Raw genomic sequence first — 24402 nt, forward strand, 5'->3', positions numbered from 1 at the left:
AGAAAGACCTGTGCCAAGCCCGGTGCCGGACAGGTCACATTGCATCACGGCGCCCGGGGTCGCCCGCCCGCCGACCACTCCCGGGCCATGTGCGGCCAGGGTCGTGTCTGGCCCGGGTTCCGCGCTTCGGCATGCCCCGGACGCGGTCAGGTGGCTGCGAGGAGGATGGCGGTGTAGTGCGCGGTGAAGGCGGCGATGGTCAGAGCGTGGAAGACCTCGTGGAAGCCGAACCAGGCCGGTGAGGGGTCGGGACGCTTGAGTCCGTAGACGACGGCGCCCGCGGTGTAGAGCAGACCGCCGACGATGACGAGTACGACGACCGCGGTGCCGCCGGTGCGCTCGAATTCGGGCAGGTTGAATACGGCGACCCAGCCCAGGGCGATGTAGCACGGGGTGTACAGCCACCGGGGAGCCCCGATCCAGAGGACGCGGAAGGCGATGCCGGCCAGGGCGCCCGACCACACCACGGCCAGCAGCACCAGTTGCTGGCGCGCGGGCAGCAGCAGGACCGCCAGCGGGGTGTAGGTGCCGGCGATGATCAGGAAGATGTTGGCGTGGTCCAGCCGCCGCAGGACCGCTTCCCCGCGTGGACCCCACGTTCCGCGGTGGTAGACCGCGCTGGTTCCGAACAGCAGGCAGGCCGACACCACGTAGACGGAGCAGGCAGCCACTGACGCCGCCGAGCGGGATACGGCGATCAGGACGATGCCACCGACCAGTGCGAGCGGGAACACGCCGGCGTGCAGCCAGCCGCGCATCCTGGGCTTCAGCACCGCAGCCGCGCGCTCCACCCCGGCTTCCAGGCCCGCGACTGCCTGCCCGCCGGTCAGCCGGCCGATTGCGCCGACAGACGCGTCGACCGCCCGGGTGGGCAGGGAGTCGGGAGTGGTTCCGGGACCGGGCTGGGCATTCCGTCCGGGTGCCGGCGGTTCGATGTCTTCGGCGATCATGCGCTCATATTCTGGCATCGGCGGATGAGTCGGCCCGGCGGGTCTGCGCGGGCCGGGGGTCAGACACTTGCCGTGTGCCGGGATGCGGCGCGGCGGTACTCGGCGTTGATGCGCTGGGCTTCCTCTAGCTGGTCTTCAAGGATGATGATGCGACAGGCGGCCTCGATGGGGGTCCCCTGGTCGACGAGTTCCCGGGCTCGGGCGGCGATCCGCAACTGGTAACGGGAGTAGCGGCGGTGTCCGCCCTCCGAGCGCAGCGGGGTGACGAGGCGGGCTTCACCGATGGCACGGAGGAAGCCCTGCGTGGTGCCGAGCATCTCGGCCGCCCTGCCCATGGTGTAGGCGGGGTAGTCATCGTCGTCGATACGGCTGTACGAATCCTCTGCTGTCACGTACACCTCTCTGTTCTCTGCCGAACGCATGGAGGGGCCCTGGCGCCGTGCGGCGCCAGGGCCCGAAGGAACTGCTACACCATCTGCCGACCCTCGTACCGCGCCGGCCTTCTGACTCCGCGGACCCGACCTGGATGCTGTCGGGGATACGGGGATCGCTGTTGCTCGACCGGAGACCACCTCACTATCGATGTCCTGCGGTACCCGGGTTCAAGGCTTTCGCCCGGGCGATCCTGATGGCGGTCAACTCCTCCGTTCTTCCCTTGGTGATCAACTGCTTGCCCAACGGGGACTGCAAACTACTGGGTACTGCGAACTGCACCTACGGGTACTGGCACTGCGATCCTGCTCTTGGCGACCCCTGATCACTGCGGGCCACCCGGTCCGGTCGCCAGCCCCGTCGCCGTCCTGCAACAACCCTGGCTTCGAGACTCCACCACCGCACCGTCCTGCGAACATCAACTGCATTACTGCTGCCCGCCAGTTCTTGTCTGCCGGGCCTTGCCGTCTCTCTGGGCTACGAGAGAAACCATAGCTACGCCATCGCCCCATGTCTACTCTCGCCACCATAGATTTTCACGTCCGCCCGAGTCAGGCCCAGGGCGTCGTGACCCGCTCGCCCCTTTCGGACAGGGCGATGCGGGCGGTGATGCGCTTGCCGACCGACTCCTGTTCGATGAACAGGTCCTCGGTGACGGCCTTGACGATCTCCAGGCCGTGCTGGCCGATCCTGCCGGGATCAGCCGCCCGGGCCGCGGGAACGCTGGGCTCGCTGTCCCACACGACGACTTCCACCGCGCGGGCGTTGATGCGCAGTTCCAGCAGAACGGGGCCCGGAGCGTACTTGCGGGCGTTGGTGACCAGCTCGCTGACCACCAACTGGACGAAATCCCTCACGTCCGTGGGCGCGTACAGGTGATGGTCGGCGCGCGCCTGGTCGAGAAAGGCAACGGCGTGGTGGCGGGCATCGGAGATACAACCGTCATCCCCGCCCAGGGCGTAGCCGGCGCGCATCAGGTATGCGTTCAGCGCCCTACAGGCCTCACCGCCGGCATGACATCCCACGTGTTCGCCCTCACTCCCCCCGTTCACGCATGCCAGTACCCGCGACGGCGTCATGCATGCGACCAGGGATCTGGTCCGACGGGACCCCTCAGCCCTGCGTCGCGATCGATGAGAGCTGCCGGGCCGCCGTGGCGCGGGCACGATCAGGCGGCCTAGGACCCAGGGATTGTTGTCATGCTTGGCAGCGGTGGTCAGGTCCTTGCCGGAGCGGCGTCCCTGTGACCAGTTCGGCCAGCGCGCCGATGGTCTCCTCGATCGGCGTGTTCGGGTCGACGCGGTGCTGGCAGTAGAGGTCGACGTGGCCGGTGCCGAGCCGCAGTGGCGAGCCTTCGACCGCGGTCTTCACCTTGCCGGCGCTGCCGCCGACGACGCGAGAGCCGCCGCCACCAACGACAACGAGCGGTCCGCGCCGGCCGACGACTCCCAGTCGGCCTACGAACCGTCCGGGACATCCGGCTGCCCAACGAACCACGGGTGGTGACGTCGGCGGCGTCCTCGACGTCGGTTCCGCGCTCGCCGCGGTAGCTCTCGGAGGTGGCGTGGACGGCCCAGCCCGGGAGGTGCCGCACCGGCTGGTCGTAGTCGCTTCGGGCGGCCCGAGCCTCCTTCGAGGCTCCGAGTTCTCACCGTCAGACGACCCGCTCGGCCGTATGCAGCAGCGGCACAAGCAAACGGGCGCCACGCGGCCGATGCTGGGCATGCCCCTCCCCCAGCCCGTCCGAGGAGTTCCCATGCCGCTGTCCCGTCTCCCCCACCTGCGTCTGCCGGTCAGCGTCGTGCTGGCCGGCGCCTGTCTCGCCGCGCTGGTGGCCGCGCCCGCCGAAGCCGGGACTCCCGGCCCCGCGACGGACCGCGCACTTCAGAGCCAGCTCGAACAACTGGTCCACGCTCCGGGCGGCCCGCCCGGCGTCATCGCCGTGCTCCAGCGAGGAGAGTCACGCCGGATCCTGCGGGCCGGAGTCGCCGACCTCGAAACCGGCAGGCAGATCGAACCGACCGACCACATGCGTATCGCCAGTACGGCGAAGGCGTTCAGCGGCGCCGTAGCGCTGCGGCTCGTCGACCGGGGCGTACTCGGACTCGATGACACCATCGGCCGACGGCTGCCCGCTCTCCCACAAGCCTGGCACGCGGTGACCCTGCGCGAACTCCTGACCCACACCAGTGGCCTGCCGGACTTCAGCCGGAGTCCGGAATTCATCAGGATTCTCATGGCCGATCTGCACCACCGCTTCGACTCCCGGCGGCTGCTCGACTTCGTGGCCGGCGAGCCGCTGCTGTTCCGCCCCGGTTCGCGGTACCAGTACTCCAACTCGGACAACATCGCCGTGGCCCTCATGGCCGAGGCGGCGACCGGGAAGCGCTACGAGGAGCTGCTGCGGCAGTTGGTGTACCGTCCGCTCGCCCTGCGCGACACGAGTCTCCCCCAGGGCTTCGAGCTGCCGGAACCGTACATGCGCGGTTACGACGTCCCCATCCAGCCGCCGGCCGCACCGGAGGACGTCAGTGAGCTGGTCGGCGCCTCGGGGGTGTGGGCGTCGGGCGGAATCGTCTCCACTCCGAGGGACATGACCAGGTTCATCCGCGGTTACGCGGGCGGCGCGCTGATCTCCCGGGCGACACTGCGCGAGCAGCGTCGTTGGGTCGACGGCGCCTCGGAACCGGCGGGTCCGGGCAGGAACAAGGCAGGGGCGGCGATCTTCCGCTACACCACGCGATGCGGAGTGGTGCTCGGCCACACCGGCAACACGCCCGGCTACACCCAGCTGATCGCCGCGACACCGGACGGCGAGCGGTCGCTGACCTTCTCGCTCACCACGCAGGTGAACGAGGCGACGAAGCCGCAACTCCTGGAGAAGCTGCGCGAGGTCGAGGAGAACTTCGTGTGCGCGCTGCTCCGGAACTGACCGCTGCTCGACGTCCTCGCAGCCTCCCGTCCATCGGTCTGCTCCGCCCGACAGCTGTGCGGAGCAGACCGACCGGCCCACGGGCCGTACGCGCGTTTCTCACTGGCAGTTTTCCGGCCCCGACCGAAACTCCTGCTCGTGGGCGTTCACTCCAGCTGTGATGGTTCAGGCATTGCGATGGAAGGCGGGCTCCGGCGATTTCGCAGTCTCCCGCGCTTGGCTGTACACGGCTCCCCGCGCGGTGCTTCGATCCTCTGGACCAGGAGCATGTGGCAGCGCATCTGTCCAAGGTGTTCAAGGACGAGGAGCGGTGGCAGAGGTTCGTCCTTGGCCTGCCCGCGGCCGAGGTTCTCCGCGAGATCTTGGCGACGCCGTGGTGGCTCTTCCTCGTCAAGGCGGTCTACCACCGGCGCGGTGACCCGTCGGAACTCTTTGCACACTCCACGGCGCCAGCACTCAAGGACCACCTGCTTTCCCTGTTCATCCCAGCCGTCGTGGACCTCCGTCCGTCGCCGTATCACGCCGAGCGGGTCCAAGGCTGGCTCACAATGATCGCCTGCCATCTGCGCGACGGATTACCTGCAGGGGAAAGTGTCGACATTCACCAGCCCCGGCTCTGGCCGATCGCGGGCGTCGACCGCGTACGCCACACGGACGCTGTGGCGGCAGCCCTCGTCTACCTCGCGCTCGTGCTGCCTTTAGTGTTCCTCAGAGAGAGGCCGGAGTCCTGGCTGATCGCCACTGCAGGACTCGGTGCCCTAGCGGTGGCGTGGGACGTCTCGCGGCAAGGGGGCGACTTCCCCATGTGTGCGCCCTGGGGGCGGGTGTTCTCAACGACGACGCTGAACCTGGTCATCGACATCGTGCCAGTGGGGCTCGTGCTCGGCGGACTGGGCGGGCTGGCCGCCATCCCCGTCGGATGGCTCGCCAACGCGCTGAGCTTGGACTCGATCGTCTCGGTTCTGCCCGCTCTCGCCATGCTCTGGTCGGTCCTTCTAGGGCTGCTGCTCGTACGCGGAGTTGGCACCACCCACACCTTCACCGGCACGTACCCGCCTGATGTCAACACAGCTGTGAGGTGGCACCACGTACTGAGGGGCGATCTTCTATACGGATGCTTCACGATCGTCGTCGCAGGGCTCTCCATGGCGGTGGCCTGGTGGGCACTGTCCTTCTCGGACGTGATGGCGCTCTCCTCGATGCCGGCTCTAGACGCACTAACGCTCGGACTGATAGGAGCGGCTCTGCGCTGGGTGGTGGACTTCGGTGGCGGTCGGAGGTACCTGGTGTTCCTCCTGTGCCTACGTGGTCGACTCCCGTATCGGCTTGGACGGTTCCTACGGTGGTCGCATAAGGGCGGCCTGCTGCGTACCTCCGGCGGCGCCTACCAGTTCCGGCACCGTGAGTTCCAGCAATGGTTGGCTCAACACATCTAGTCCGGAAGAGTGGTTCGGATAGGGAGAACCGCAGGGCAGGTCAACGGGTCCAGGCAGGCCAGGCCCTTCTCATTGAGGAAGTTCCATCGTGATTGATCCAGGTCAACGGTCCTGGTGTGATGAGTCGCTGGGGTGCTCGCGCAGCTCATCACGGTGATCATTGCGGGGAGATCATCGGTCATGAGCCACCTGGTGGTGCGTCAGCACCAGCAGGACCCGTACCAACGCGGTCGCGTGCCGCGGATGCATGCGCACCTTGATCACGATCCGGAAGGTCTTCAGCCGTCGAGAAAGCCCGACCTCGCTCTCATCTCTCATGTGCTCTCTTCGCTGAGGCGGTTGGCTGCCCACGGCAGGAGCTCCTTGGCCACCGCAAGGCTGAACGGCCGTACCAGCGAACGAAGTTCGGCGCAGGCGGCAGGACCGAGCGTGATGTAAGGGAGGGCGCCAAGTCTGTCGGTGGTGTGCTCGATCTCCGCCCTGCGCCGAGTACCGTCCTCGGTCAAGGCCAGGTGAGGTCCGTCGTCGAGCCATCCACGCTCACGAAGGTTCTGCACGGCCTGTCCCCACTCCTCCGGCGTCCATGCCCGCGAGTCGCGCAGCACCCCTGCGTCGATGTCGCCTGTGGCGGCGTGCGTGACGAGAGACTCGAGCCCGCTCAGTCCGGCAGTCAGTAGTGCTGCCACGTGACCGTCGCCACGGAACTCCCGGAGCAGAGTCTGCGCGCGCCAGAGGACGAGGTGAGGTGCGCTCGGCCACGGCAGTGCGGCGTGCGCGGCGAAGAGGGGGCGGCCTTGGGGATGGCGCACGGTCACTTCAGCCGCGGTACGGGCCAATTCCGCCGCGCGGGCGATCGCCGGTGAGGAGACGTCCGCGCCGAGGATGCGGCGGAGCGTGGTATCGATCCCGGTGAGCCGTGCGGCGGTGAACCGCTGGGGCGTGGCGGCTTCCCATGCCGCGGGTATGGCTCGGCGCACCAGTTGGGGATTGAAGTTGTAGAACGTGGCGATGACCAGGTCCGCCGGAGCGGCGCCGAGCGCGGCGGAGCGGGACGCGAAGTACCCCGTCCTGGCGTCCACGCCCAACTCGGCGTACTGGCCTGTGGCTTCGGGCGAGAAGTAGACAGCCCCGTGGTAGGGCTCAAGAGTTCTCCAGGTCTGGCGTGCGAAGGACAGGCTGTCGCGGTCCGTGTTCTGCGTCATGAGGGCCTCTCCGTGCTGTGGCGGATGAAACGTTGCTGTTCATCGAGCACACGACGGCGCGTGGGGCACACCCAGCCGTACCATCTGGTCGGTACGTTATCGGAGAGCGACTCCGGCAACTACTGCCCTGTAACCAGTTGGCGGTACCAGTTCGCGATGACTACGCACCCAAGCGGTCGTCCTCCAGCCCCTGGAGCGGTCGTACCGCATCCGTGTCCAGACTCGTGATCGTCACCGACAAAGGTCGTGAACCGGCTGATCAGCAGCCTGCGGCGCCGGCTGGGTACGGCTTCGCCAGCCTGAAGACCTTCCGGATCGTGACCAAGGTGCGCATGCATCCGCGGCACGCGACCGCGTTGGTACGGGTCCTGCTGGTGCTGACGCACCACCAGGTGGCTCATGACCGATGATCTCCCCGCAATGATCACCGTGATGAGCTGCGCGAGCACCCCAGCGACTCATCACACCAGGACCGTTGACCTGGATCAATCACGATGGAACTTCCTCATTGAACGCGTGGATCACATCCCGGACAGTGTCCTCGTCGGCCTGCACCAGCTGGGCGATCACCGGTACCCGGTTCCCGCCGGCCGAAGCCGGCAGCATCATCGCCCGCCGGTAGCGCACCGAACTCACGCTGCCCCGGCGGACGACCTGCTGCAGCTTCTGCCCCTCCTGGTCGGTCAGTCTGCGCACACGGACGGGCTCGGCCACCGCGCCTCCAGCGGTCGGATCGGATGTCACCGCACATCCAACCGCCACGACCGCCGACCCGGCGAACCTATGCGGCCACAGCACTAGGTCGGGAACCGCTCGGCGGGAGCCCTGCCGAAACGCCTTGCTGAAGGTGACCCGCGACAGCGGGAGCACGACGTCCAGCGTGGCACGGACGGGGACACCTTCGAGGCGTAAGCCCGTTCGCCCGGGCAAGTCGTACGGTCACGTCGCTGTCCCTCCGGTCACCGTCTCGGTCCCGCGACGGCGTAGGCCACGGTGCCGACAACCGTGAGGACCAGGGCTGTCCAGGTGCCCGCTGCCGTGCCGGGAGGCAGCAGCATCCATGTCGCCACCTCCAGCGGCACACTCGTCGGGGGCGGGGCGAAGAACGAGAACGACAGCCAGGCGAACGGCAGCGTCCACGCGTACTGGCCGCCGGAGAGCGCCGCGCCCAGAGCGACCAGTCCCATCAGGCCCGCGCTGTCCCGGACGACGAACGCGGTGGTGGCCATGGCCGCGCCCGCCTGCAGTGTCAGCAGCGCCGCGGCGATCACCGCACCGGCGAGCAGCACGTGCGCCGCTCTGCGGGGCATCCAGCGGATCGCGGCCGTCCGGTCCAGCGCGAGGTCCTGCCCGCCGAGCCCGATCGAGAAGGCCATCGCCCCCGTGGCGAGGACGAGCACGGGCAGCCGCGGATCACCGGGCCCCGCGCCCTCGTCCCGGGCGAGTGCCCACACCGCCACCGCGCCGATCACCACCGCGGCGAGCGACGCGGGTATCTGACGCGAGCGCGCGTACAGCGTCAGCCATCTCACCGGGACGCACCGCCGGACAGCACCTCGAACGGATCGCCCTCGCAGGAGAGCGCGGCGGCGCGCATCGCGTTGATCCGAGAAAGCTGCCCGGCCCGTGGAAGCGCCTTGAGTTCCTTCCACACGGGGCGAGTCTCGGCTTCGACCTTTCCGCGCATACTCGCCGTCGTGCCGCCGAGCGGCTTGAGGTCGCCGAGGACCCAGGCCACCGCGACGGTCTGCGCGTATTCATCTCCCCCGAAGCCGCTCCAGCCGACCGGGGTGCACCCTGGCACCATGCCTTTGGCGATCAGGGCCCAGGTCAGCTGCTCGCCCTTCGCGGCGGCGATGATGTCGTCGTCGAAGTCGAGGAGCACGGTCTCGCGGGACCACCGCGGCGTGGAGCCCTCCGGCAATACGGCGGTGTTCTCCCGGACCGAGACCGGCGCCTGACTGCCCAGGGCGCCGTGCAGCAGGCGCAACGCCTCCTCACCGGGACCCGCGAGGTCCGCGAGGCGTGCCTGCTGCGTCTTCGTCACACACACCGGGCCGTCGCACACCATCTCCGCGGCGGCCTCGTCGACGACGTACATCCGGCGAGGGTCGGCGGGGAGGACGAGCAGGGCGATCGCCGCACCCGCCAGGACGGGCGTCAGGGCGGTCAGCCGCGCGCGCGGGGTCGCGGCGACGAGCAGCGCGAAGCCGGTCGTGGCCATGCCGAGCAGCCAGAGGGTCTGCCCGACGTGCACGGAGGCGGAGAGCGTGACGAACGCCTCGCGCACGTCGTCCACCGTCGGTGACAGCAGTGAGACCAGGTTCGGTTCCGTGATCGTGAACCCGTCCGCCGTGGCCGTCTCCGTCCGGCCCAGCGACATGTGCATGAGGGCTGTGAACACGAAGACGCTCATGGCCAGCGCGGGCGGGGTGAGCGGGGACGGCAGGGCTCTCGCGGCCCCCATGCCCAGCACGGCCCCCGCGACGAGGAAGAGCACTCCCACCAGCGAGATCGGCAGCCACCCGAGGTGCGTGTACTCGGTGTGGGCGAGCACCTGGACCCCGCCCAAGAGGACGAGGAGCGCGAAAGCCGAGGCCAGCGTGATGGCCGTCGCGCCCGCCAGGGTGGCCGCGCGGTGCCGGGCGGGCCGCGGGGTGCTCGTCAGCAGTTCGGACATCTTCGAGCGGTGGTCGCGCAGTCCCTGCAGCGCCCCGAGCCCGATGGCGAGCGGCCAAAGGTAGTACAGCAGGGAGCGGGTCCACATGGCCAGTGGCGTCCACTGGGCCGTCCACGCCGTGGTGCCACTCCACCAGGTGCCGCCCAGCACATACAGGAACGCCAGTGCCAGCGCCAGGACCACGACGCCGGCCCAGGGAGCGACCGAACGCCTCAACTCAATACGCAGGACACGGCCGTTCACCATGTACCCCTTCCCTGCTCGGGGTTGAGCAGCAGCGCCGAGTAGCCGCGCTCCAGCGGGCTGTCGCCCACGTGCTCCGGGCCGCCCACCGAGACCAGTTCGTCCGGAGAGCCCTGGAAGACCAGTCGCCCCTCGGCGAAGACCACCACGTCGGTGCAGGCAACGGCGACGTCCTCCACCAGATGGGTCGAGACGAGGACACAGGTGTCCTTACCCAACTCCTGCAGCAGCTCGCGGAAGCGCAGCCGCTGCGCCGGGTCCAGGCCGACCGTCGGCTCGTCCAGGAGCAGGATCGTCGGGTCGTTGACGATGGCCTGGGCGATACCGACCCTGCGCACCATGCCGCCCGACAGGGCCTTCATCCTCTCGTCGGCCCGTTCCGCCAGACCCACCCGCTCCACGGCGCGCTGCACGGCGGCGGGGATGTCCGCTTTGGGCACCTCCTTCAGCCACGCCATGTACTCGACGAACTCGCGCACCGTGAAACGCTTGTAGTAGCCGAACTCCTGTGGCAGATAGCCGATCCGGCGGCGCACCGCACGGTGCTCCCCCATGCCGCCCACGGACTCGCCGAGCAGCTCCAGGCTGCCCTCGGTGGGGCGCAGCACGGTGGCCAGCGCCCGGATGAGGGTGGTCTTGCCCGCCCCGTTGGGGCCGAGGAGACCGTGCACACCGATACCCAGCGACAGATCGAGGCCGTCGACGGCCATCCGTTTCCTGCCGACCTTGACCTTCAGACCTGTCGCCCGGATCTCCCAGGCATAGGCCGTCGGTGCGATGTCGGCCGCGCTCACGGCGGACGTCATGTGGTGTTCCCTTCCCATGTTCTTTCCGGTGGTCATTGATGAGTTCCCAGCACGGTGTACGCCCCTCTGCGGGCGATCACGACACCGACACCGAGCGCGAGGATCAGCCCCCACGCGGGCAGACCGCCCGTCTGCAGGGCGAAGGCCGTACGGCTCGTGGCCAGGGTCGGCGCCACGACCAAGACGGCCCAGACAGTGGCCAGGACGACGGCGGCGCGGGTCACACCGACGACACCGCCGAGCGCCAGGGTCGTCGAGGTGAAGGCCAGACAGGGCAGCAGCCACTGGGCCACCATCACCCCTGTCACCCAACCACCCACCAGCAGCAAGGGGACGACCACGGCGAGCACGGACGCGGTGCGCCGCAGCACCAGGTAGAGCCCGGCCCTGGGCACGGAGGCCGTCAGTTCGTACGCCGGGTCCAGACCGCGCGACCAGGACGCCGCGACACCGAGCACGGGCAGGACCGGCGCGAGCAGCAGCACCAACGACACCTCGCCGGAGCCGGTGCCGGACAGGTCGAGCAGCAGGGCCAGCAGCGTCACGCCCACGACCATGGCCAGCCACGGCACCATCGTGGGCGTCATCCACCTCGACAACGGCGCCGACCGGCGCCGTCGGCGCGGCATCGTGGCAGTGACCGCGAGTTGGGGTTCGAGGCCGGACCACACGGTGTCGACGAGCGACGCCACGGCGGGCACCCCGGCACCGACAGCGGCAGACAACCGGTCACGGCACACCCGGCACATCTCCAGATGTGCCTCCACGGCCCACACCTCGTCGGCGGAGAGATCCACGCCGCCGCGCACATACCCCTCGATGATCCGCTTCGACGCGTGTTCGACACTCATGCCAGCGCCCTCCGCATCTCGATACGGGCCCGGCGGGCACGGGTCTTGACCGTGCCCTCGGGCAGCCCGAGCAGGACCGCGGTCTCCCGGACGGACAACCCGTCGAGCACCATCGCCTGCAGTACCTGTCTCAACTCCGGCGCGAGGCACCGCAGTGCGTCCCCGACATCGCCGCCGACGGTCTCCGCGAGCGCCAACTCCTCGGCGGCGGGCGCCACGTCGGGCGGAGCGGCGGCCGGCGGCGGCTCCGCGTGGTGAGCCCTGCGCCGGAACGCGTCGACGAGGCGGCGCGCCGCTATCGTCCACAGCCAACCGATGGCCGTCCCCCCGACCGCGGCCCCGGCGAACGCACCCGCCGCGCGCCACACCGCCAAGTAGGTCTCCTGCATGACCTCCGCGACGATCTGCTCGTCCACACACCGGCGGCGCAGCCGTACCGCCATCCACGGCGACGTACGCCGGTACAGCTCCTCGAACGCGGCACGGTCGCCTTTTGCCACCAGCCGGACGAGACGCTCCTCGTCCATCTCGTGCAGCGCTGCCCTGATTGATCTCACACCCGGTAGACGCCCGAGTCGGGCCGCAGGTTTTCCCTCTGGCGTGATCCCCATCACATGAGGGAGGGCCCGTGAACTCTCCTAACCAGAAGCTCCGTCGTCACGTTCGGGCAGCAGTCCGCATGCGAAGGGCTGGTGCGCCACGGGGTGACGGTCGGGAACTCGCGGATGTGTACACGCCCGCGGTACGCCGCTGAACGCCGTCCAGCCGGGGATGCGGGCCGCGCTGCGCATCTCCATGAACCACCTCGACAGGCCGCTCCGCAGAGAACTCGACGACTGCCCGTTGAGGTGGCCGAGAGCCGAACCGTCCCGGCCGGTTGCCCTCCGGCAGTCGTGACGAGGCGCCGCCGGGTGCGCCCCAGGCTCCGGAGTCGATCCCCTGGTAGACGTACCGCAGTCGGCGCGGATCGCTGGGCAGGGTCTGGTCGTTGCCTGCGCGGACCGTTTCGCCGCTGATCGCCTCCTGGCGGAGCAGACGGATCACACGGCGATGATCCGCCACTGCTGCCGGGCCGCCCGGTTGTACGTCTCCTGCTCGATGCCGGCGCCGTTGGTGGTGGAGGCGCCGTCGACACTGAGCGACAGTCCGCTCAGTCGGTTGGTGAGGTAGTAGTGGCCGTCCCCGGTGGGCGTCACGGCCCAGTGCTGCTGGAAGACGCTGTCGTCCGACCATATGCCCACCTTGCCGCCGTCCACGCGCGAGAGGCCGGCCACTTCCATGAGCTTGCCGCTGCTGACGCTCTTGATCTTGTAGTAGCCATCGCCGGTGGAGACGAAGGTCCACTTCTGGTTGGCCTGGTTCAGCCACGGCCACTGGAGGATGCCGGTGCCGTTGTCGGTGCCGTTCCCGCTCACGTCGGCCACCTGGCCGCTGTTGCGGTTGACCAGGCGGTAGACGGTTCCGTCGCCCGGCAGGACACGCGACACCAGGGCCGGTTTGGCTGCCCTGCCGCCTACCCGGACGGCGCCCACGTTGACGTATCCGCCCGTGCCGGCAGTGCTCTGCACCCGTACGAATGCAACGTTCCTGGCGCTCCACTCGGCCACCTTGGTGACGCGGTCGGCGGCCCAGGAACCGGTGGCGACCTGGGTGAAGGTCGTACCGTCGGTGCTGGTGGAGATGGTGTACGAGGTGATGTCGCCGTCGGTGGAGTCGTTGCGGTTCCACTGCTTGGGCAGGTACTCGAGAGTGGAGACGTTGCTCCACACCCCACCCAGGTCGATCGTGATCGAGTGAGGCAGGGACGGGGACAGTCCCCAAGTCGACCAGCAGGTCTCGAAGCCCTTGTCGCTCAGCCCGTCGATCGCGTTCATCGGGCCCTCGCCCGTATGGAATCCGCTCGCGTAGGCGCTGACCGGGGTCACGGGGTGCTCGGCGCGTGGCATCTGCGCCGGCAAGGGCGCCCTGGAGGTGTTGGGGCTCCATGCCGCCCCGACTTCGGCGAGCCGGTCGACGACGTTGGTGTCCAGCAGGCCGTTGCGGTTGGGCGGGCAGTTGAGGATGAACGAGGTGTACTTCGGTTCCAGGTCCGACAGATGGGTCAGGATCGATGCCTTGCTCATCAGGCCTTCGGACGGCGTGGACGGATGCCAGAACCACCCGTTGCTGATCGTCTGCCCCTGCATGGAGGCGAAGGTGTTTCCGGCCGGCGAGGTGATGCCGAGCGGTTCCTCGAAGTAGATCGCGTCGCCTAGGAACGGTACGGACAGCCCACCGTGGTCGATCATCACGATATTCGGCTGGAGCGATTTCACGTGCTCGCGGATCCGCTGGTAGGAGACGGCCTGCTGGCCCATCTGCCACGCGTAGCCGTCGGTGATGAACATGTCGATGGTGCCGTAGTCGGTCAGCAGTTCGGTGATCTGGTTCAGCATGTAGGTGAGGTCACCGGGCTGGATCGTCTGGTCGGCGGCGACGCCGTGCCGGCTGTCGTACGCCTGCACGCTGTAGGTGCGGTCCCAGATCGAGTAGTACAGGCCGACCCTCAGGCCCCTGGCCCGGAACGCGTCGACGTACTGGGCGACGACGTCCTGCTTGTAGGGGCTGTTGGCGACGTTGTAGTCGTTGTACGCGGTCGGCCACAGGCAGAAGCCGTCGTGGTGCTTGGTCGTCAGTACGCCGTAGCTCATCTTCGCCGTCGCGGCGGCGGTCGCCCACTGGGCGCAGTCCACGGCCGTGGGAGCGAACAGAGCGGGGTTCTGATTCGGGGCGGCCCACTCCTCGTTGGTGAACGTGCCCATGTTGAAGTGGTTGAACATGCCGAACCGCAGGTTCACCATGTCGCTCAGGCCGGCCTGGCTGTCGGCGGCTGCCGCCTCGGACACCAGGCCCGGGAACGCGGGGACGACGGGCAGCACCGTCGCGGCGGCAGCGGCGCCCGCCGCTCCAAGCACCGTACGGCGGGACAGACTTCCTGACGACATGCGCTCACTCCCATTCGTGTGGCCCCAGCACGGAGAAGACCCACGAGTGCCGCGGCACGCATGGGGCCTCAGGCGCGAGATGTTACGCATGAAGTTCAACCACGTGACACCAGCATGTCAACGGTTTGAATGGATCAAAAGCCAATGCCGCAACGCGAGTTGACCGCTATAGACGGTATGGCGTCATTGATTCACGGCCATACATGGCATGTTTGTCCGCGTGGATGTCAGCGGTCGTGCTCGCGTGCACCCTCGCCCGGCAGGGACTGCTCGGCCCAGATCGTCTTGCCGGCGGCCGTCTGGCGGCTGCCCCAGCGTTCGGCCATCTGAGCGACGAGCAGCAGGCCGCGTCCGCCCTCGTCGAAGGTGCGGGCGCGCCGCAGGTGCGGGGCGGTGTTGCTGCAGTCGGAGACCTCGCAGATGAGCGCATCGGCACGGATGAGTCGCAGTTGGATGGGGCCGTCGCCGTAACGGATGGCGTTGGTGACCAGCTCACTGACGATCAGCTCGGTGGTGAACTCGAGCTCGGCCAGCCCCCAGTCGGCCAGTTGGCGGCCCGCCATACGGCGGGCCCCGGCGACGGCCGCGGGGTCCATGGGCAGCTGCCAGGTGTGTACCTGGTCCGCGCCGAGCGCCGAGGTTCGGGCCAGGAGCAGGACGATGTCGTCGGCAGGGGGGTCGGGCCGCACCTTGCGCAGCACCTCGTCGCAGGCCTCCTCCAGGTTGGCGGCGGGGCGGCTGAGCGCTTCGCCCAGCAGGTCCAGCCCGACGTCGATGTCGCGGCCCGGGGCCTCGATCAGACCATCGGTGTAGAGGGCGAGCAGGCTGCCCTCGCCCATGTCGACCCGGACGGCCTCGAAGGGCAGTCCGCCCAGGCCGAGCGGTGGCCCGGCCGGCAGGTCCAGCACCTGCGCACGGCCGTCGGAGGTCACCAGGACAGGCGGCGGGTGCCCGGCGCGCGCCAGGTCGCAGCAGCCGGTGACGGGGTCGTAGACGGCATAGAGGCAGGTGGCCCCGACCTCGCCCGAGGCCCGCTCCGTCTGTCGTCGCGCATCCGGGCCCTCCTCGCGGTCGAGGCGGATCACCAGGTCGTCCAACCGCGTGAGCAGTTCGTCTGGGGCGAAATCGGCGTCGGCGAGGGTCCGTACCGCGGAGCGCAGACGGCCCATCGTGGCCGAGGCGTGCACGCCGTGACCCACCACGTCGCCCACCACCAGCGCGATCCGTCCCCCGGACAGGGAGATCACGTCGAACCAGTCCCCGCCGATCTCGTCCCCCGGACCGGCGGGAAGATACCGGTAGGCGAGGTCCACCGCGTCCACCTGCGGCAGCCGCTCGGGCAGCAGACTGCGCTGGAGTGCGAGCGCGGTCCGGCGCTCACGGGTGTAGCGGCGGGCGTTGTCGATGCTCACGGCCGCCCGGGCGGCGATCTCCTCGGCGAGCACCAGATCGTCCGGGCCGAAGACGTCCGCGGTCCGGTGCCGCATGAGGTGCATGACACCGAGGGTGATCCCCCGCGCGCGCAGTGGCACCATCATCACCGAGTGAATCCGGAAACGCCTCATACTCTCGGCACGGGCCGCGGAGGCCGTCGTCCACGCGCGCAGCAGCGGGTCCCCGGCACGGTAGTAGGCGCCCCGGCCGGTGATCAGCACCTCGGCCGGCGGTGAGCCGGGCGGGTAGACGTCGGTGCTGCCCGCGGAAACCACGGCTTCCGGGCATCCCGGAAGCACCGACCGCTGCGCCGTACGACGACACACGACCGGTGTGGCGGGCGGTACCGGCTGGGGCTCGTGTCCCTGGACGACCGATTCCAGCAGGTCGACGATGGCGAAGTCGGCGAATCCCGACACGGCCACCTCGGCCAGTTCCTCGGCCGTCCAGGTCACATCGAGAGTGGTGCCGATGCGCACGCTGGCGTCGTTCAGCACCGCCAGACGGTGCCGGGCCAGGTACTGCTCGGTGATGTCGATCACCAGCGCCGACACCCCCAGCACCGTGCCGGCCGGGTCCTTCAGCGGGGAGAGGAACAGCGACCACGCGTGATCCCGGACCTCACCGGAGGCTCGAAAGGGCTGCTCCTCGCGGAAGATCGTCTCACCGGTGCGCACCACCTGGTGCTGAAGGCGGTCGATCTCGTCCAGGGGCGGGGCGGGATAGATCTCCCACAACGTCCGGCCCCGCATCTCCTCCGGGCTCAGTCCCATGGCTTGGCTCATCGCCTGGTTGCAGGTGACGAACCGCGCCTCACTGTCGTAGATGGCCACGGGCAGCGGGAGCTGCGCGAGCGTGAGGTTCCACAACTCCGCCGTCCCCGCGTCCGTCGGCCCGGAGGGGTAGGTCACCGCCGCCGGGGTGACGACCCAGTGCGTCCTGCCTCCCCCATCTGCAAGCGGCGTACCCCGGAGCTCCACGGTGACACGGTCTCCGTGCCGGTCTCGCAGCGCCAGCCTGCACGTCCACAGCTCCCCGGCGGCCAGGCGCCGACGCATCGCCGAGGGCGGCTTCGCTCCGAGCAGAGCGACGGCCGGCCGGCCCACCACGTCCGCGGGCTCGTACCCGAGCAGTCGCCCGGCTCCGGCGCTGCAGGCCATGACGGTTCCGCGGGCATCGATGACGACCGCGAAGTCCTCGGGCGCCCCAGCGCCCCCTGCTTCCGTGGTCGTGTCGGGCTCGTTGTCCATGGGTGCATCCCGACCTCGTACCTGCCGCGAACCGGCACGGCGCCGCGTCGCCCGTCAGGGGCGCTGCCTCCAGCATCCCGCCGCGGCACACGACGCTCAACCCGACCGCGGCAGGCCCGTCGGACGACGGGCCTCGCAGACAGACCGGCTCCTTCGCTTCGCGTCCGGCGTGGTGCCGACTCGACCGCGTCCTGAGCACGGTGCGCCACCTCCCGACGCTGTGGCGGCGAACCCGTGGGTGCGGCTGCTGCACGAGGCGAGGTCGAGGGCGTGGCCGAGGCTACGGACGGTTTCGATGGGGACGCCGTCAGTGACGCGTCGGTGGCGCGGGCGTGGCGGATCAGGCGGGGAGGTGCCGCATCACGCCGGGCCGAGGACGCAGAAGTCGTTGCCCTCCGGGTCGGCCAGAACCGTCCGCGGGAGGTCGCCTCGACCCTCATCGGCGTGCGTCGCACCGAGTTCCTTCAGGTGCGCGACCAACTCAGTGTGATGGGTCGCGGAGGTGGTGGCGAGTTCGATGTGTACACGGTATTCCACCGTTTCGGGGTCCGGGACGGCGATGACGTCGACACCGACGCCGACGGTGGTGGTGGGATCCGACCAGGCGAAGCCCCCGGGCTCGACGCGTCGCACCCGGTTCCGCGCTGGAAGCACGCCAGGCGAGTGCCTCGGCCCAGAACCGGCCCAGCGCCGAGTCGTCCTGAGCCTCGAGATTCACCTGAACCAGTTGCAGCGCCGTGCCGCCGACTCTCTGTTCAAGGGTTGAACTGCCGGACGAGGCCGCCCAGTTCGGCCGAGCGGTCAGCGGCCGATCTCCGCCTCCCACCGGCCGGAGCACGGTGGCCAGGGGTCCCGCCCGGACGACGGTCGAGTTCGTGGGCGATGGCGTCCAGGCCGCCGCCTGGACGCCAGATCAGGGCTCCGCCGAGACCACGCTGGGCTGTGACGTCATCTGTGGACTGCCCGGTTCCCGTCACCCCCGTCCGGCAGGGTGCCGGTGCGGGCCACGTCCGCGTACCACCGCGCGCTCGCCTTGGGGATGCGCTTACCGGTCGGGTAGTCGACGTAGACCGCGCCGAAGCGCTTGCTGTAGCCGTAGCCCCACTCGAAGTTGTCCAGCAGGGACCACAGGAAGTAGCCGCGCACGTCGACGCCGGCCTCGATCGCGCGCTGCACGGCCGACAAGTGGCCGTGCAGGTAGGCGATGCGTTCCGGGTCGGCCACCTCGCCCTCCGGGTTGACGTAGTCGTCGAACGCGGCCCCGTTCTCGGTGATCATCAAAGGTGTCGCGGGGAAGTCCGCCCTGAGACGCAGCAACAGGTCGTACAGACCGCTCGGGTCCACCGCCCAGCCCATCGCCGTGGTGTTGCCCGGAGGGCGGTGGAAGGCGACCCGGTCGGCGCCCGGCCAGGGAGTGTGCTCGCTCGCCCCGTGGCCGTCGGAGTTGTGGCCCGCGTCGCCGGTGGCGGCGGAAACGAGGGTGGGTGAGTAGTAGTTGACGCCCAGGAAGTCCAGCGGCTGGTGGATCGTGGCGGTGTCGCCGTCCCGTACGAAGGACCAGTCGGTCAGGCCGGCCGTGTCCTGGAGGAGGTCCTGCGGGTACTCGCCCTCCAGCATGGGACCGGTGAAGACGCGATTGGCCAGCGCGTCGATCCGGCGCGCCGCGTCGAGGTCGGCGGCGGACTCGGTCAGCGCACGCACGTGGTGAACGTTGAGCGTGACGGACGCCCGCGTGCGGGAGGGCAGTTCGGCGCGCAGTGCCTGAACCGCCTTGCCGTGCGCGAGGTTGAGGTGGTGCGCCGCGCGCAGGGCCGCGACCGGGTCGGTGCGCCCGGGCGCGTGGACGCCCGAGCCGTATCCGAGAAAGGCGCTGCACCAGGGCTCGTTGAGAGTGATCCAGGTCTTCACCCGGTCCCCCAGCGCACGGGCCGCCAGGGCCGCGTAGTCGGCGAACCGGTCGGCGGTGACGCGCTCCGGCCAGCCGCCCGCGTCCTCCAGCTCCTGCGGCAGATCCCAGTGGTAGAGCGTGACGACCGGCTCGATTCCCTTCTCCAGCAGCGCGTCGGTCAGGGCGCGGTAGAAGTCGAGCCCCTTCTCGACGGCCGGGCCGCGGCCGGTCGGCTGCACACGCGGCCACGACAGGGAGAACCGGTAGGCGCTCACGCCGAGGTCGGCCATGATCTCGACGTCCTCGCGCCAGCGGTGGTAGTGGTCGGTGGCCACGTCACCGGTGTCTCCGTTGCGCACCATGCCGGGCGTGTGCGAGTAGGTGTCCCAGATCGAAGGGGTGCGTCCGTCCACGGAGGCGGCACCCTCGATCTGGTACGCGGCGGTCGCCGTGCCCCAGGTGAACCTCGGCGGGAAACTGGTGACGGCTGTGTTCTCCAGGGCGGGCGCGACACGTCGGGCGGTGGTGGTCACGTGGATCCTTCCAGCGGTAACGGCGGGGCGGAAGCGGCGAGTTGAGGCTGGGCGGCGGGCGCGGGACGGGTCCCGGCTACGGGGTGACGGCGGGGCACTCATCCCTTGACCGCTCCCTGCATGATTCCGCCGACGATCTGACGGCCGAAGATGATGAACATGGCCAGCAGCGGCAACGTGCCGAGCAGGGCGCCCGCCATGATCAGCGACTGGTCTCGCACATATCCCGCGCTCAGCTGGGTGAGCGCGACGGGGACCGTCGGATTGGACATGTCGAGCACGATGAACGGCCAGAAGAAGTCGTTCCAGGCGTGCACGAACGTGATCATGAACAGTACGGCCATGGGAGGCCGGGCGATCGGCAGCACGATGCTCCAGAAGATGCGCAGGGAATGCGCACCGTCCACCCGCCCGGCCTCGACGAGTTCGTCGGGCAGCGCCTCGCTCAGGTACTGCCGCATGAAGAACACGCCGACCGCGCTGACGAGCGTGGGGAAGATGACCGCGGGCAGCTTCTGGCCCAGGCCCAGCTCGGTCATCATCATGAACAGGGGTACGACGCCGAGTTGGGGCGGCACCAGCATCGTGCCGATGACGAGCATCAACAGGATGTTGCGGCCCTTGAAGCGGAGTTTGGCGAACGCGAAGCCGGCGAGGGTGGCGAACAGCACCGTGGACAGGGCGATCACACCGGCCACGATCAGGCTGTTGAGCATGGCCTTGCCCAACGCGGCGTCCTGCCACGCCTTGCCGAGGTTCTCCAGCAGGTGTGGGCCGGGCAGGAACGGCGGCGGTGTCTGGGTGACCCGCGTGTTGTCGGTCGACGCCGCCACCATCGTCCAGTAGAGCGGGAAGAGGGAGAACAGTGCCGCGATTCCCAGCAGGATGTAGGCGAGGGGACCCGCGTGGTGCTGTCGTCCGGCGCGCGGGTGCGCGAACAGTCGTCGGCGCCGTGCCCCGGAAGGGGTGGCCCCGCGTTTCATCCGCACGGTTTCGGGGGGTGCGTCCGCCGCCCGGACCGGGATGCTGTCTGTGGTCATGGAGATCTCCCGGTCAGGCCTTGCGCGCTGCGACGCGCTGGACCACTCGTTGGACGACGAACACGACGATGAGCAGCAGGAACATCGCCCAGGCGACCGTGGCGGCCCGGCCCATCTGGTAGTTCTTCCAGCCCTCCTCGTACAGCAGCAGTCCCAGCGTCTGGTACTGGTTGTCCGCTCCCCCGGTGATGCCGTTGGGGCCCTGGCCGAAGATCAGGGGCTCACCGAAGAGCTGGGTGGCGCCGATCGTGGACAGGACGATGGTGAACACGATGGTGGATCGGATGCCGGGGACGGTGACCATCAGGAACTGCTGCCACCGCGAGGCGCCGTCGATGGCCGCGGCCTCGTACCGGTCGCGCGGGATCGCCTGCATCGCGGCGAGGTAGAGCAGGGCGTTGTAGCCGGTCCAGCGCCAGATGACGATCGAGGAAATGGCCGTCTGCGCGGCCCACTTGTTGTTCTCCCAGTCGATGTTCTCGACACCGAACAGGCTCAGCATCCAGTTGATCATGCCGAAGTCGCGCTCGAAGAGCATCGTGAACACGAGGGCCGCGGCACCCACCGAGGTGGCGTACGGCGTCAGGGCGGCGACACGGAAGAACGTCGAGCCGCGCAGCCGGTAGTTGAGCAGATGGGCCAGGCCGAGCGCCATGAGCAACTGCGGCACGGTCGACAGGACACCGATGGTGATGGTGTTGAGCAGCGCGTTCCAGAAGCGGTCGTCGTCCCACAGGGCCGTGTAGTTGTCGAAGCCGACCCACTCCATGAGGTTCAGGGTGGACAGTTCGACGCGGTGCAGGGAGATCCACGAGGTGTAGATCAGCGGGTAGAAGCTGAAGGCGGCGAAGACGACGAAGAACGGGGCGACGAAGGCGTACGGGGCGCCCCGGACGTCGAGGCGGTGCAGCAGCGTACTGCGCCGCTGACCGTCCCCGCCGGTGCCGGTCCCGGCCGACGGGGCGGTGCCGGGCGCACCGTCTGAGGGTGTCGAGGTGGAGATGGCCACCGGAAGGCGTCCTTCCTGGAAGGTGAGGAGGCGGGCAGGGGCCCGGCGGTCCACACGGGCCGCGCGTGGGGCGCCGGGCAGCTGCGGAGACGGGCGACGGGGACCCGAGGTCAGCCGACGGCCTTCCCGATGCGCTTGTCAGTGGTCTTCCACGCCTGCTCCGGGCTCTTGTTCTGCGCCTCGATCAAGGTCAGACCCTGGGAGAAGATGTCCTTGATGGTGCCGTCCTTGCGGCCGAGCACCTGCTCGTCGGGGATCTCCTGGGCCGCGGCGCCGAAGATCTTCCCGATGGGTGCGCCGCTGAAGTAGTCCGACTTGGCGTCGACCACTTCGGGCAGCCCCAGCGCGGTCTGCGACGAGGGGAAGTTGCCGATCTCCTTGAAGAGGTAGGCCTGCTGCTCAGGGGCGGTGAGCCAGGCGACGAGTTCCTGTGCCTCCTTCTTGACGGGACTCTTCTCCATCACCCCGAGGAAGGATCCGCCCCAGTTGGCGCCCTTGGGGGCCTTGGCGACGTCCCACTTGCCCTTGTTGGCCGGGCCCGCCTTCTCACTGATGTGCGCGAGCATCCACGCCGGGCAGACGGCGGTGGCGAAGGTGCCGTTGGCCAGGCCGGGGTCCCAACCGGGCTGGAACTGACGGAGCTTGGCGGTCAGACCGGAGGTGGCCGCCTCGGAGGCCAGCTTCCAGGCGTCCTTCACGGCGGGGTTGGTGGCGTAGATCAGCTCACCCTCCTTGTCGTAGAACTGCTGGGAGTTGCCGTAGATCATGGCGTTGAACAGTCCGCTGGAGGTGTCCATGAAGGCGACCTTGTCGGCCTTCGAGTTCTGCTTGAACCGCTTGCCCGCGTCGACGTACTTCGACCAGTCGCCCTCCCACAACTCGGCGACCTCCTCGCGGTCGGTGGGCAGGCCGGCCTGCTCGAAGAGGTCCTTGCGGTAGCAGACCGCCATCGGGCCGATGTCGGTGCCGAGGCCGATGACCTTCTTGTCCGCTGTGGTGACCTGGCTCTGCTTCCACGGAAGGAAGTGGTCGGTGCCGGCCACACCGGCCAGATCCACGAACTTGTCCTGCTGGGTGTCGGACAGTTCCTTGGCCCGACCAATCTCTATGCCCTGGATGTCCTTCAGTCCACTGCCGGCGGCAAGGTGGGTCTGCAGGGCCGTGTAGTAGGTCTGCTCGTCACCCGCGACGTCCGCCTTGATGACGACGTTGGGGTGCTCCTTCATGTACGTGTCGAGCAGCCCGGTCTCCTTGAAGCCCATGACGCCGAACAGGCCCATGGTGATGGTGACCGTGCCGTCCTTCTTTCCCCCGCCCGTCCCTCCGCTGTCGCTGCCCCCACAGCTCACGATCAGCCCGAGAGCGGACACCGCAGACACGGCGGCGGCCACTCTCGTGCGTGACGTCCTTCGGCACTTGTCCATCTGGTCCTCCTGGCGGCGGCGCTGACGCACCGGAGTTCGAGTCCCACGGTCGACCCCGTAGGCATGATTTGTCTGGTGGGCACGTTCCCATATCGCGATGGGAACGTGCCCACTCGGAAGCCCGAAGCCTCGCCGCCGCGAAAGGCGTCTGTCAAGAAGTCGAACTCACTTCGTTGCCGGAGGGTGCCGGACCGCTTCGTTCGGGGCTCCCTGTCGCCCTTCCCAGGTCTGGCACAATGCGCAGGTGAAAGCCGTCAGGCAGCGCGCAAGCCAGGGAGGCGTCATGGGGGGCAGACAGCGCCCGACCATCAAGACCGTGGCCGCGCGTGCCGGTGTCGGGCGCACCACGGTTTCACGAGTCATCAACGGCTCGGAGCTCGTCAGCGAGAAGGCCAGGGCCGCCGTGCTCGCCGCCATCGCCGAGCTGAACTACGTACCGAACTCGGTTGCCCGGGGGCTGGTGACGAACAGGACCAACTCCGTGGCCCTGGTGATTCCCGAGTCGGCGAGCAGACTCGGCTCCGAGCCGTACTTCTCGGCGGTCATCCGCGGGGTCAGCACCGCCCTCGCGGAAACCCGGACGCAGCTCCAGCTGGTGCTCGTACGCGACCAGGCCGAGCGGGACCAGCTCACCGAGTCGGTGGCGGAGCGGCGCGTCGACGGAGTGCTCCTGGTCTCGGTGCACCAGCACGACCCGCTGCCTGGACTGCTGGAGGACATGGGCCTGCCCACGGTGCTCGCCGGCCGCCGCTCCCCCGCCGAGTCGCTCAGCCATGTGCACTCCGACAACGCGGGTGGAGCCGAGGCGGCCGTCAGGCACCTGCTCGCAAGAGGGAGGCGGACCATCACCACCATCAGCGGTCCCCTCGACATGGACGTGGCACGCAGTCGCCTCCAGGGCTGGCGGGAGGCCCTCGAGAAGGCGGGGCACGAGGTCACCGATCGGCTGGTGGCCTCGGCCGACTTCACCGAGGAGGGCGGCGAGGCCGCCATGCGTTCACTCCTTGGACAGGTTCCCGGGCTCGACGCGGTGTTCGTCGCCTCGGACGTCATGGCGGCGGGGGCACTGGCGGAGTTGCGCAGGCAGAAGCGCGGCGTCCCCGACGATGTGGCGGTGGTCGGATTCGACGACTCCATCATTGCCCGGCACAGCAACCCGCCCCTCACCAGCGTGCGTCAGCCCATCGAGGAGATCGGCAGCACGATCGCCCGCCTCCTCCTCAAGGAGATCGGCAATCCGGAGGAGCCGCGTCAGCACGTCGTCCTTCCCACCGAACTCGTGGTACGCGAATCGTCGTAAGTTCAACG

21 protein-coding genes and 2 pseudogenes are annotated in these 24402 nt (G+C 69.0%); 4 read left to right on the forward strand and 19 right to left on the reverse strand.

The features are described from left to right. Positions 1-146: 146 nt before the first annotated feature. From trhA to IEY89_RS41695, 4 genes are all read right to left on the reverse strand, one after another. Complete coding sequence (gene trhA, locus IEY89_RS21485; protein ID WP_373287271.1) at positions 147-950, reverse strand: PAQR family membrane homeostasis protein TrhA; 804 nt, start codon at positions 948-950, stop codon at positions 147-149. A gap of 59 nt (positions 951-1009) precedes the next feature. Next, positions 1010-1342 carry a MerR family transcriptional regulator gene (locus tag IEY89_RS21490; protein ID WP_189149083.1) on the reverse strand — a complete coding sequence of 111 codons (333 nt, stop codon included), beginning with the start codon at positions 1340-1342 and terminating at the stop codon, positions 1010-1012. A gap of 591 nt (positions 1343-1933) precedes the next feature. Beyond that, positions 1934-2356 (reverse strand): ATP-binding protein, encoded by a 423-nt coding sequence (locus IEY89_RS21495; RefSeq protein ID WP_189149084.1) that lies wholly within the window; start codon positions 2354-2356, stop codon positions 1934-1936. 223 nt (positions 2357-2579) lie between these two features. Beyond that, positions 2580-3140 (reverse strand): aldo/keto reductase, encoded by a 561-nt coding sequence (locus IEY89_RS41695; RefSeq protein WP_308437457.1) that lies wholly within the window; start codon positions 3138-3140, stop codon positions 2580-2582. Here IEY89_RS41695 and IEY89_RS21505 point away from each other — a divergent pair. Beyond that, positions 3139-4314 (forward strand): serine hydrolase domain-containing protein, encoded by a 1176-nt coding sequence (locus IEY89_RS21505; protein ID WP_189149086.1) that lies wholly within the window; start codon positions 3139-3141, stop codon positions 4312-4314. The genes IEY89_RS41695 and IEY89_RS21505 overlap by 2 nt on opposite strands. 269 nt (positions 4315-4583) lie before the next feature. Continuing rightward, complete coding sequence (locus IEY89_RS21510) at positions 4584-5750, forward strand: hypothetical protein (protein ID WP_189149087.1); 1167 nt, start codon at positions 4584-4586, stop codon at positions 5748-5750. 171 nt (positions 5751-5921) lie between these two features. Here the strand turns inward: IEY89_RS21510 and IEY89_RS21515 are convergent, their stop codons facing one another. After that, positions 5922-6068 (reverse strand): hypothetical protein, encoded by a 147-nt coding sequence (locus IEY89_RS21515; protein ID WP_189149088.1) that lies wholly within the window; start codon positions 6066-6068, stop codon positions 5922-5924. Further along, entirely contained in the window at positions 6065-6952 is an 888-nt protein-coding gene (locus IEY89_RS21520) for an SCO6745 family protein (protein WP_189149089.1), read from the reverse strand. The genes IEY89_RS21515 and IEY89_RS21520 overlap by 4 nt, the downstream gene beginning before the upstream one ends. Positions 6953-7176: 224 nt before the next feature. Here IEY89_RS21520 and IEY89_RS21525 point away from each other — a divergent pair, with 224 nt between their 5' ends. Beyond that, the gene (locus tag IEY89_RS21525; RefSeq protein ID WP_189149090.1) at positions 7177-7362 is read left to right on the forward strand and encodes a hypothetical protein; all 186 of its coding nucleotides are present in this window, start codon (positions 7177-7179) and stop codon (positions 7360-7362) included. A gap of 94 nt (positions 7363-7456) precedes the next feature. On the opposite strand, the pseudogene IEY89_RS21530 reads toward IEY89_RS21525, so the two are convergent. The 13 genes and pseudogenes from IEY89_RS21530 to IEY89_RS21590 form a co-directional block, all read right to left on the reverse strand. Then, a pseudogene (locus IEY89_RS21530) lies at positions 7457-7666 on the reverse strand (IS630 family transposase); the annotation flags it as partial. Between the two features lie 245 nt (positions 7667-7911). Next, complete coding sequence (locus IEY89_RS21535; protein ID WP_189149091.1) at positions 7912-8484, reverse strand: hypothetical protein; 573 nt, start codon at positions 8482-8484, stop codon at positions 7912-7914. After that, positions 8481-9875 (reverse strand): hypothetical protein, encoded by a 1395-nt coding sequence (locus IEY89_RS21540; protein WP_189149192.1) that lies wholly within the window; start codon positions 9873-9875, stop codon positions 8481-8483. Before IEY89_RS21540 ends, IEY89_RS21535 begins: the two co-directional genes overlap by 4 nt. Further along, on the reverse strand, positions 9872-10681 hold the full coding sequence (locus IEY89_RS21545) for an ABC transporter ATP-binding protein (protein WP_189149092.1): 810 nt from the start codon (positions 10679-10681) through the stop codon (positions 9872-9874). Before IEY89_RS21545 ends, IEY89_RS21540 begins: the two co-directional genes overlap by 4 nt. Before the next feature lie 32 nt (positions 10682-10713). Beyond that, positions 10714-11532, reverse strand: coding sequence for a zf-HC2 domain-containing protein (locus IEY89_RS21550; protein WP_189149093.1), 819 nt, complete (start codon positions 11530-11532; stop codon positions 10714-10716). Next, the gene (locus tag IEY89_RS21555; RefSeq protein ID WP_189149193.1) at positions 11529-12059 is read right to left on the reverse strand and encodes an RNA polymerase sigma factor; all 531 of its coding nucleotides are present in this window, start codon (positions 12057-12059) and stop codon (positions 11529-11531) included. The genes IEY89_RS21550 and IEY89_RS21555 overlap by 4 nt, the downstream gene beginning before the upstream one ends. A gap of 513 nt (positions 12060-12572) precedes the next feature. Beyond that, complete coding sequence (locus IEY89_RS21560; RefSeq protein ID WP_189149094.1) at positions 12573-14516, reverse strand: alpha-L-fucosidase; 1944 nt, start codon at positions 14514-14516, stop codon at positions 12573-12575. Positions 14517-14743: 227 nt separating this feature from the next. Continuing rightward, positions 14744-17200, reverse strand: coding sequence for a SpoIIE family protein phosphatase (locus IEY89_RS21565; RefSeq protein WP_189149095.1), 2457 nt, complete (start codon positions 17198-17200; stop codon positions 14744-14746). A 366-nt stretch (positions 17201-17566) separates the two neighbouring features. Continuing rightward, positions 17567-17918: pseudogene (locus IEY89_RS21570) on the reverse strand (VOC family protein); the annotation flags it as partial. 230 nt (positions 17919-18148) lie between these two features. After that, on the reverse strand, positions 18149-19621 hold the full coding sequence (locus IEY89_RS21575) for a GH1 family beta-glucosidase (protein ID WP_373287272.1): 1473 nt from the start codon (positions 19619-19621) through the stop codon (positions 18149-18151). Between the two features lie 98 nt (positions 19622-19719). After that, positions 19720-20661 (reverse strand): carbohydrate ABC transporter permease, encoded by a 942-nt coding sequence (locus tag IEY89_RS21580; protein WP_189149097.1) that lies wholly within the window; start codon positions 20659-20661, stop codon positions 19720-19722. A gap of 13 nt (positions 20662-20674) precedes the next feature. After that, positions 20675-21670 carry a carbohydrate ABC transporter permease gene (locus tag IEY89_RS21585; protein WP_189149098.1) on the reverse strand — a complete coding sequence of 332 codons (996 nt, stop codon included), beginning with the start codon at positions 21668-21670 and terminating at the stop codon, positions 20675-20677. A 110-nt stretch (positions 21671-21780) separates the two neighbouring features. Then, positions 21781-23094 carry an extracellular solute-binding protein gene (locus IEY89_RS21590; protein ID WP_189149099.1) on the reverse strand — a complete coding sequence of 438 codons (1314 nt, stop codon included), beginning with the start codon at positions 23092-23094 and terminating at the stop codon, positions 21781-21783. Positions 23095-23377: 283 nt separating this feature from the next. Here IEY89_RS21590 and IEY89_RS21595 point away from each other — a divergent pair, with 283 nt between their 5' ends. Then, positions 23378-24394, forward strand: coding sequence for a LacI family DNA-binding transcriptional regulator (locus IEY89_RS21595; RefSeq protein WP_189149100.1), 1017 nt, complete (start codon positions 23378-23380; stop codon positions 24392-24394). Positions 24395-24402 lie beyond the last annotated feature (8 nt).

Source organism: Streptomyces lacrimifluminis, assembly GCF_014646095.1.
Classification (GTDB): Bacteria; Actinomycetota; Actinomycetes; order Streptomycetales; family Streptomycetaceae; genus Streptomyces; species Streptomyces lacrimifluminis.

Bases quoted from the DNA above. Each gene is read 5' to 3' on its own strand.
- trhA (WP_373287271.1), bottom strand. From the start codon at position 950: ATGATCGCCGAAGACATCGAACCGCCGGCACCCGGACGGAATGCCCAG.
- IEY89_RS21495 (WP_189149084.1), bottom strand. From the start codon at position 2,356: ATGCGCGCCGGCTACGCCCTGGGCGGGGATGACGGTTGTATCTCCGAT.
- IEY89_RS21505 (WP_189149086.1), top strand. From the start codon at position 3,139: ATGCCGCTGTCCCGTCTCCCCCACCTGCGTCTGCCGGTCAGCGTCGTG.
- IEY89_RS41695 (WP_308437457.1), bottom strand. From the start codon at position 3,140: ATGGGAACTCCTCGGACGGGCTGGGGGAGGGGCATGCCCAGCATCGGC.
- IEY89_RS21515 (WP_189149088.1), bottom strand. From the start codon at position 6,068: ATGAGAGATGAGAGCGAGGTCGGGCTTTCTCGACGGCTGAAGACCTTC.
- IEY89_RS21520 (WP_189149089.1), bottom strand. From the start codon at position 6,952: ATGACGCAGAACACGGACCGCGACAGCCTGTCCTTCGCACGCCAGACC.
- IEY89_RS21545 (WP_189149092.1), bottom strand. From the start codon at position 10,681: ATGACGTCCGCCGTGAGCGCGGCCGACATCGCACCGACGGCCTATGCC.
- IEY89_RS21550 (WP_189149093.1), bottom strand. From the start codon at position 11,532: ATGAGTGTCGAACACGCGTCGAAGCGGATCATCGAGGGGTATGTGCGC.
- IEY89_RS21555 (WP_189149193.1), bottom strand. From the start codon at position 12,059: ATGGACGAGGAGCGTCTCGTCCGGCTGGTGGCAAAAGGCGACCGTGCC.
- IEY89_RS21560 (WP_189149094.1), bottom strand. From the start codon at position 14,516: ATGTCGTCAGGAAGTCTGTCCCGCCGTACGGTGCTTGGAGCGGCGGGC.
- IEY89_RS21565 (WP_189149095.1), bottom strand. From the start codon at position 17,200: ATGGACAACGAGCCCGACACGACCACGGAAGCAGGGGGCGCTGGGGCG.
- IEY89_RS21580 (WP_189149097.1), bottom strand. From the start codon at position 20,661: ATGACCACAGACAGCATCCCGGTCCGGGCGGCGGACGCACCCCCCGAA.
- IEY89_RS21590 (WP_189149099.1), bottom strand. From the start codon at position 23,094: ATGGACAAGTGCCGAAGGACGTCACGCACGAGAGTGGCCGCCGCCGTG.
- IEY89_RS21595 (WP_189149100.1), top strand. From the start codon at position 23,378: ATGGGGGGCAGACAGCGCCCGACCATCAAGACCGTGGCCGCGCGTGCC.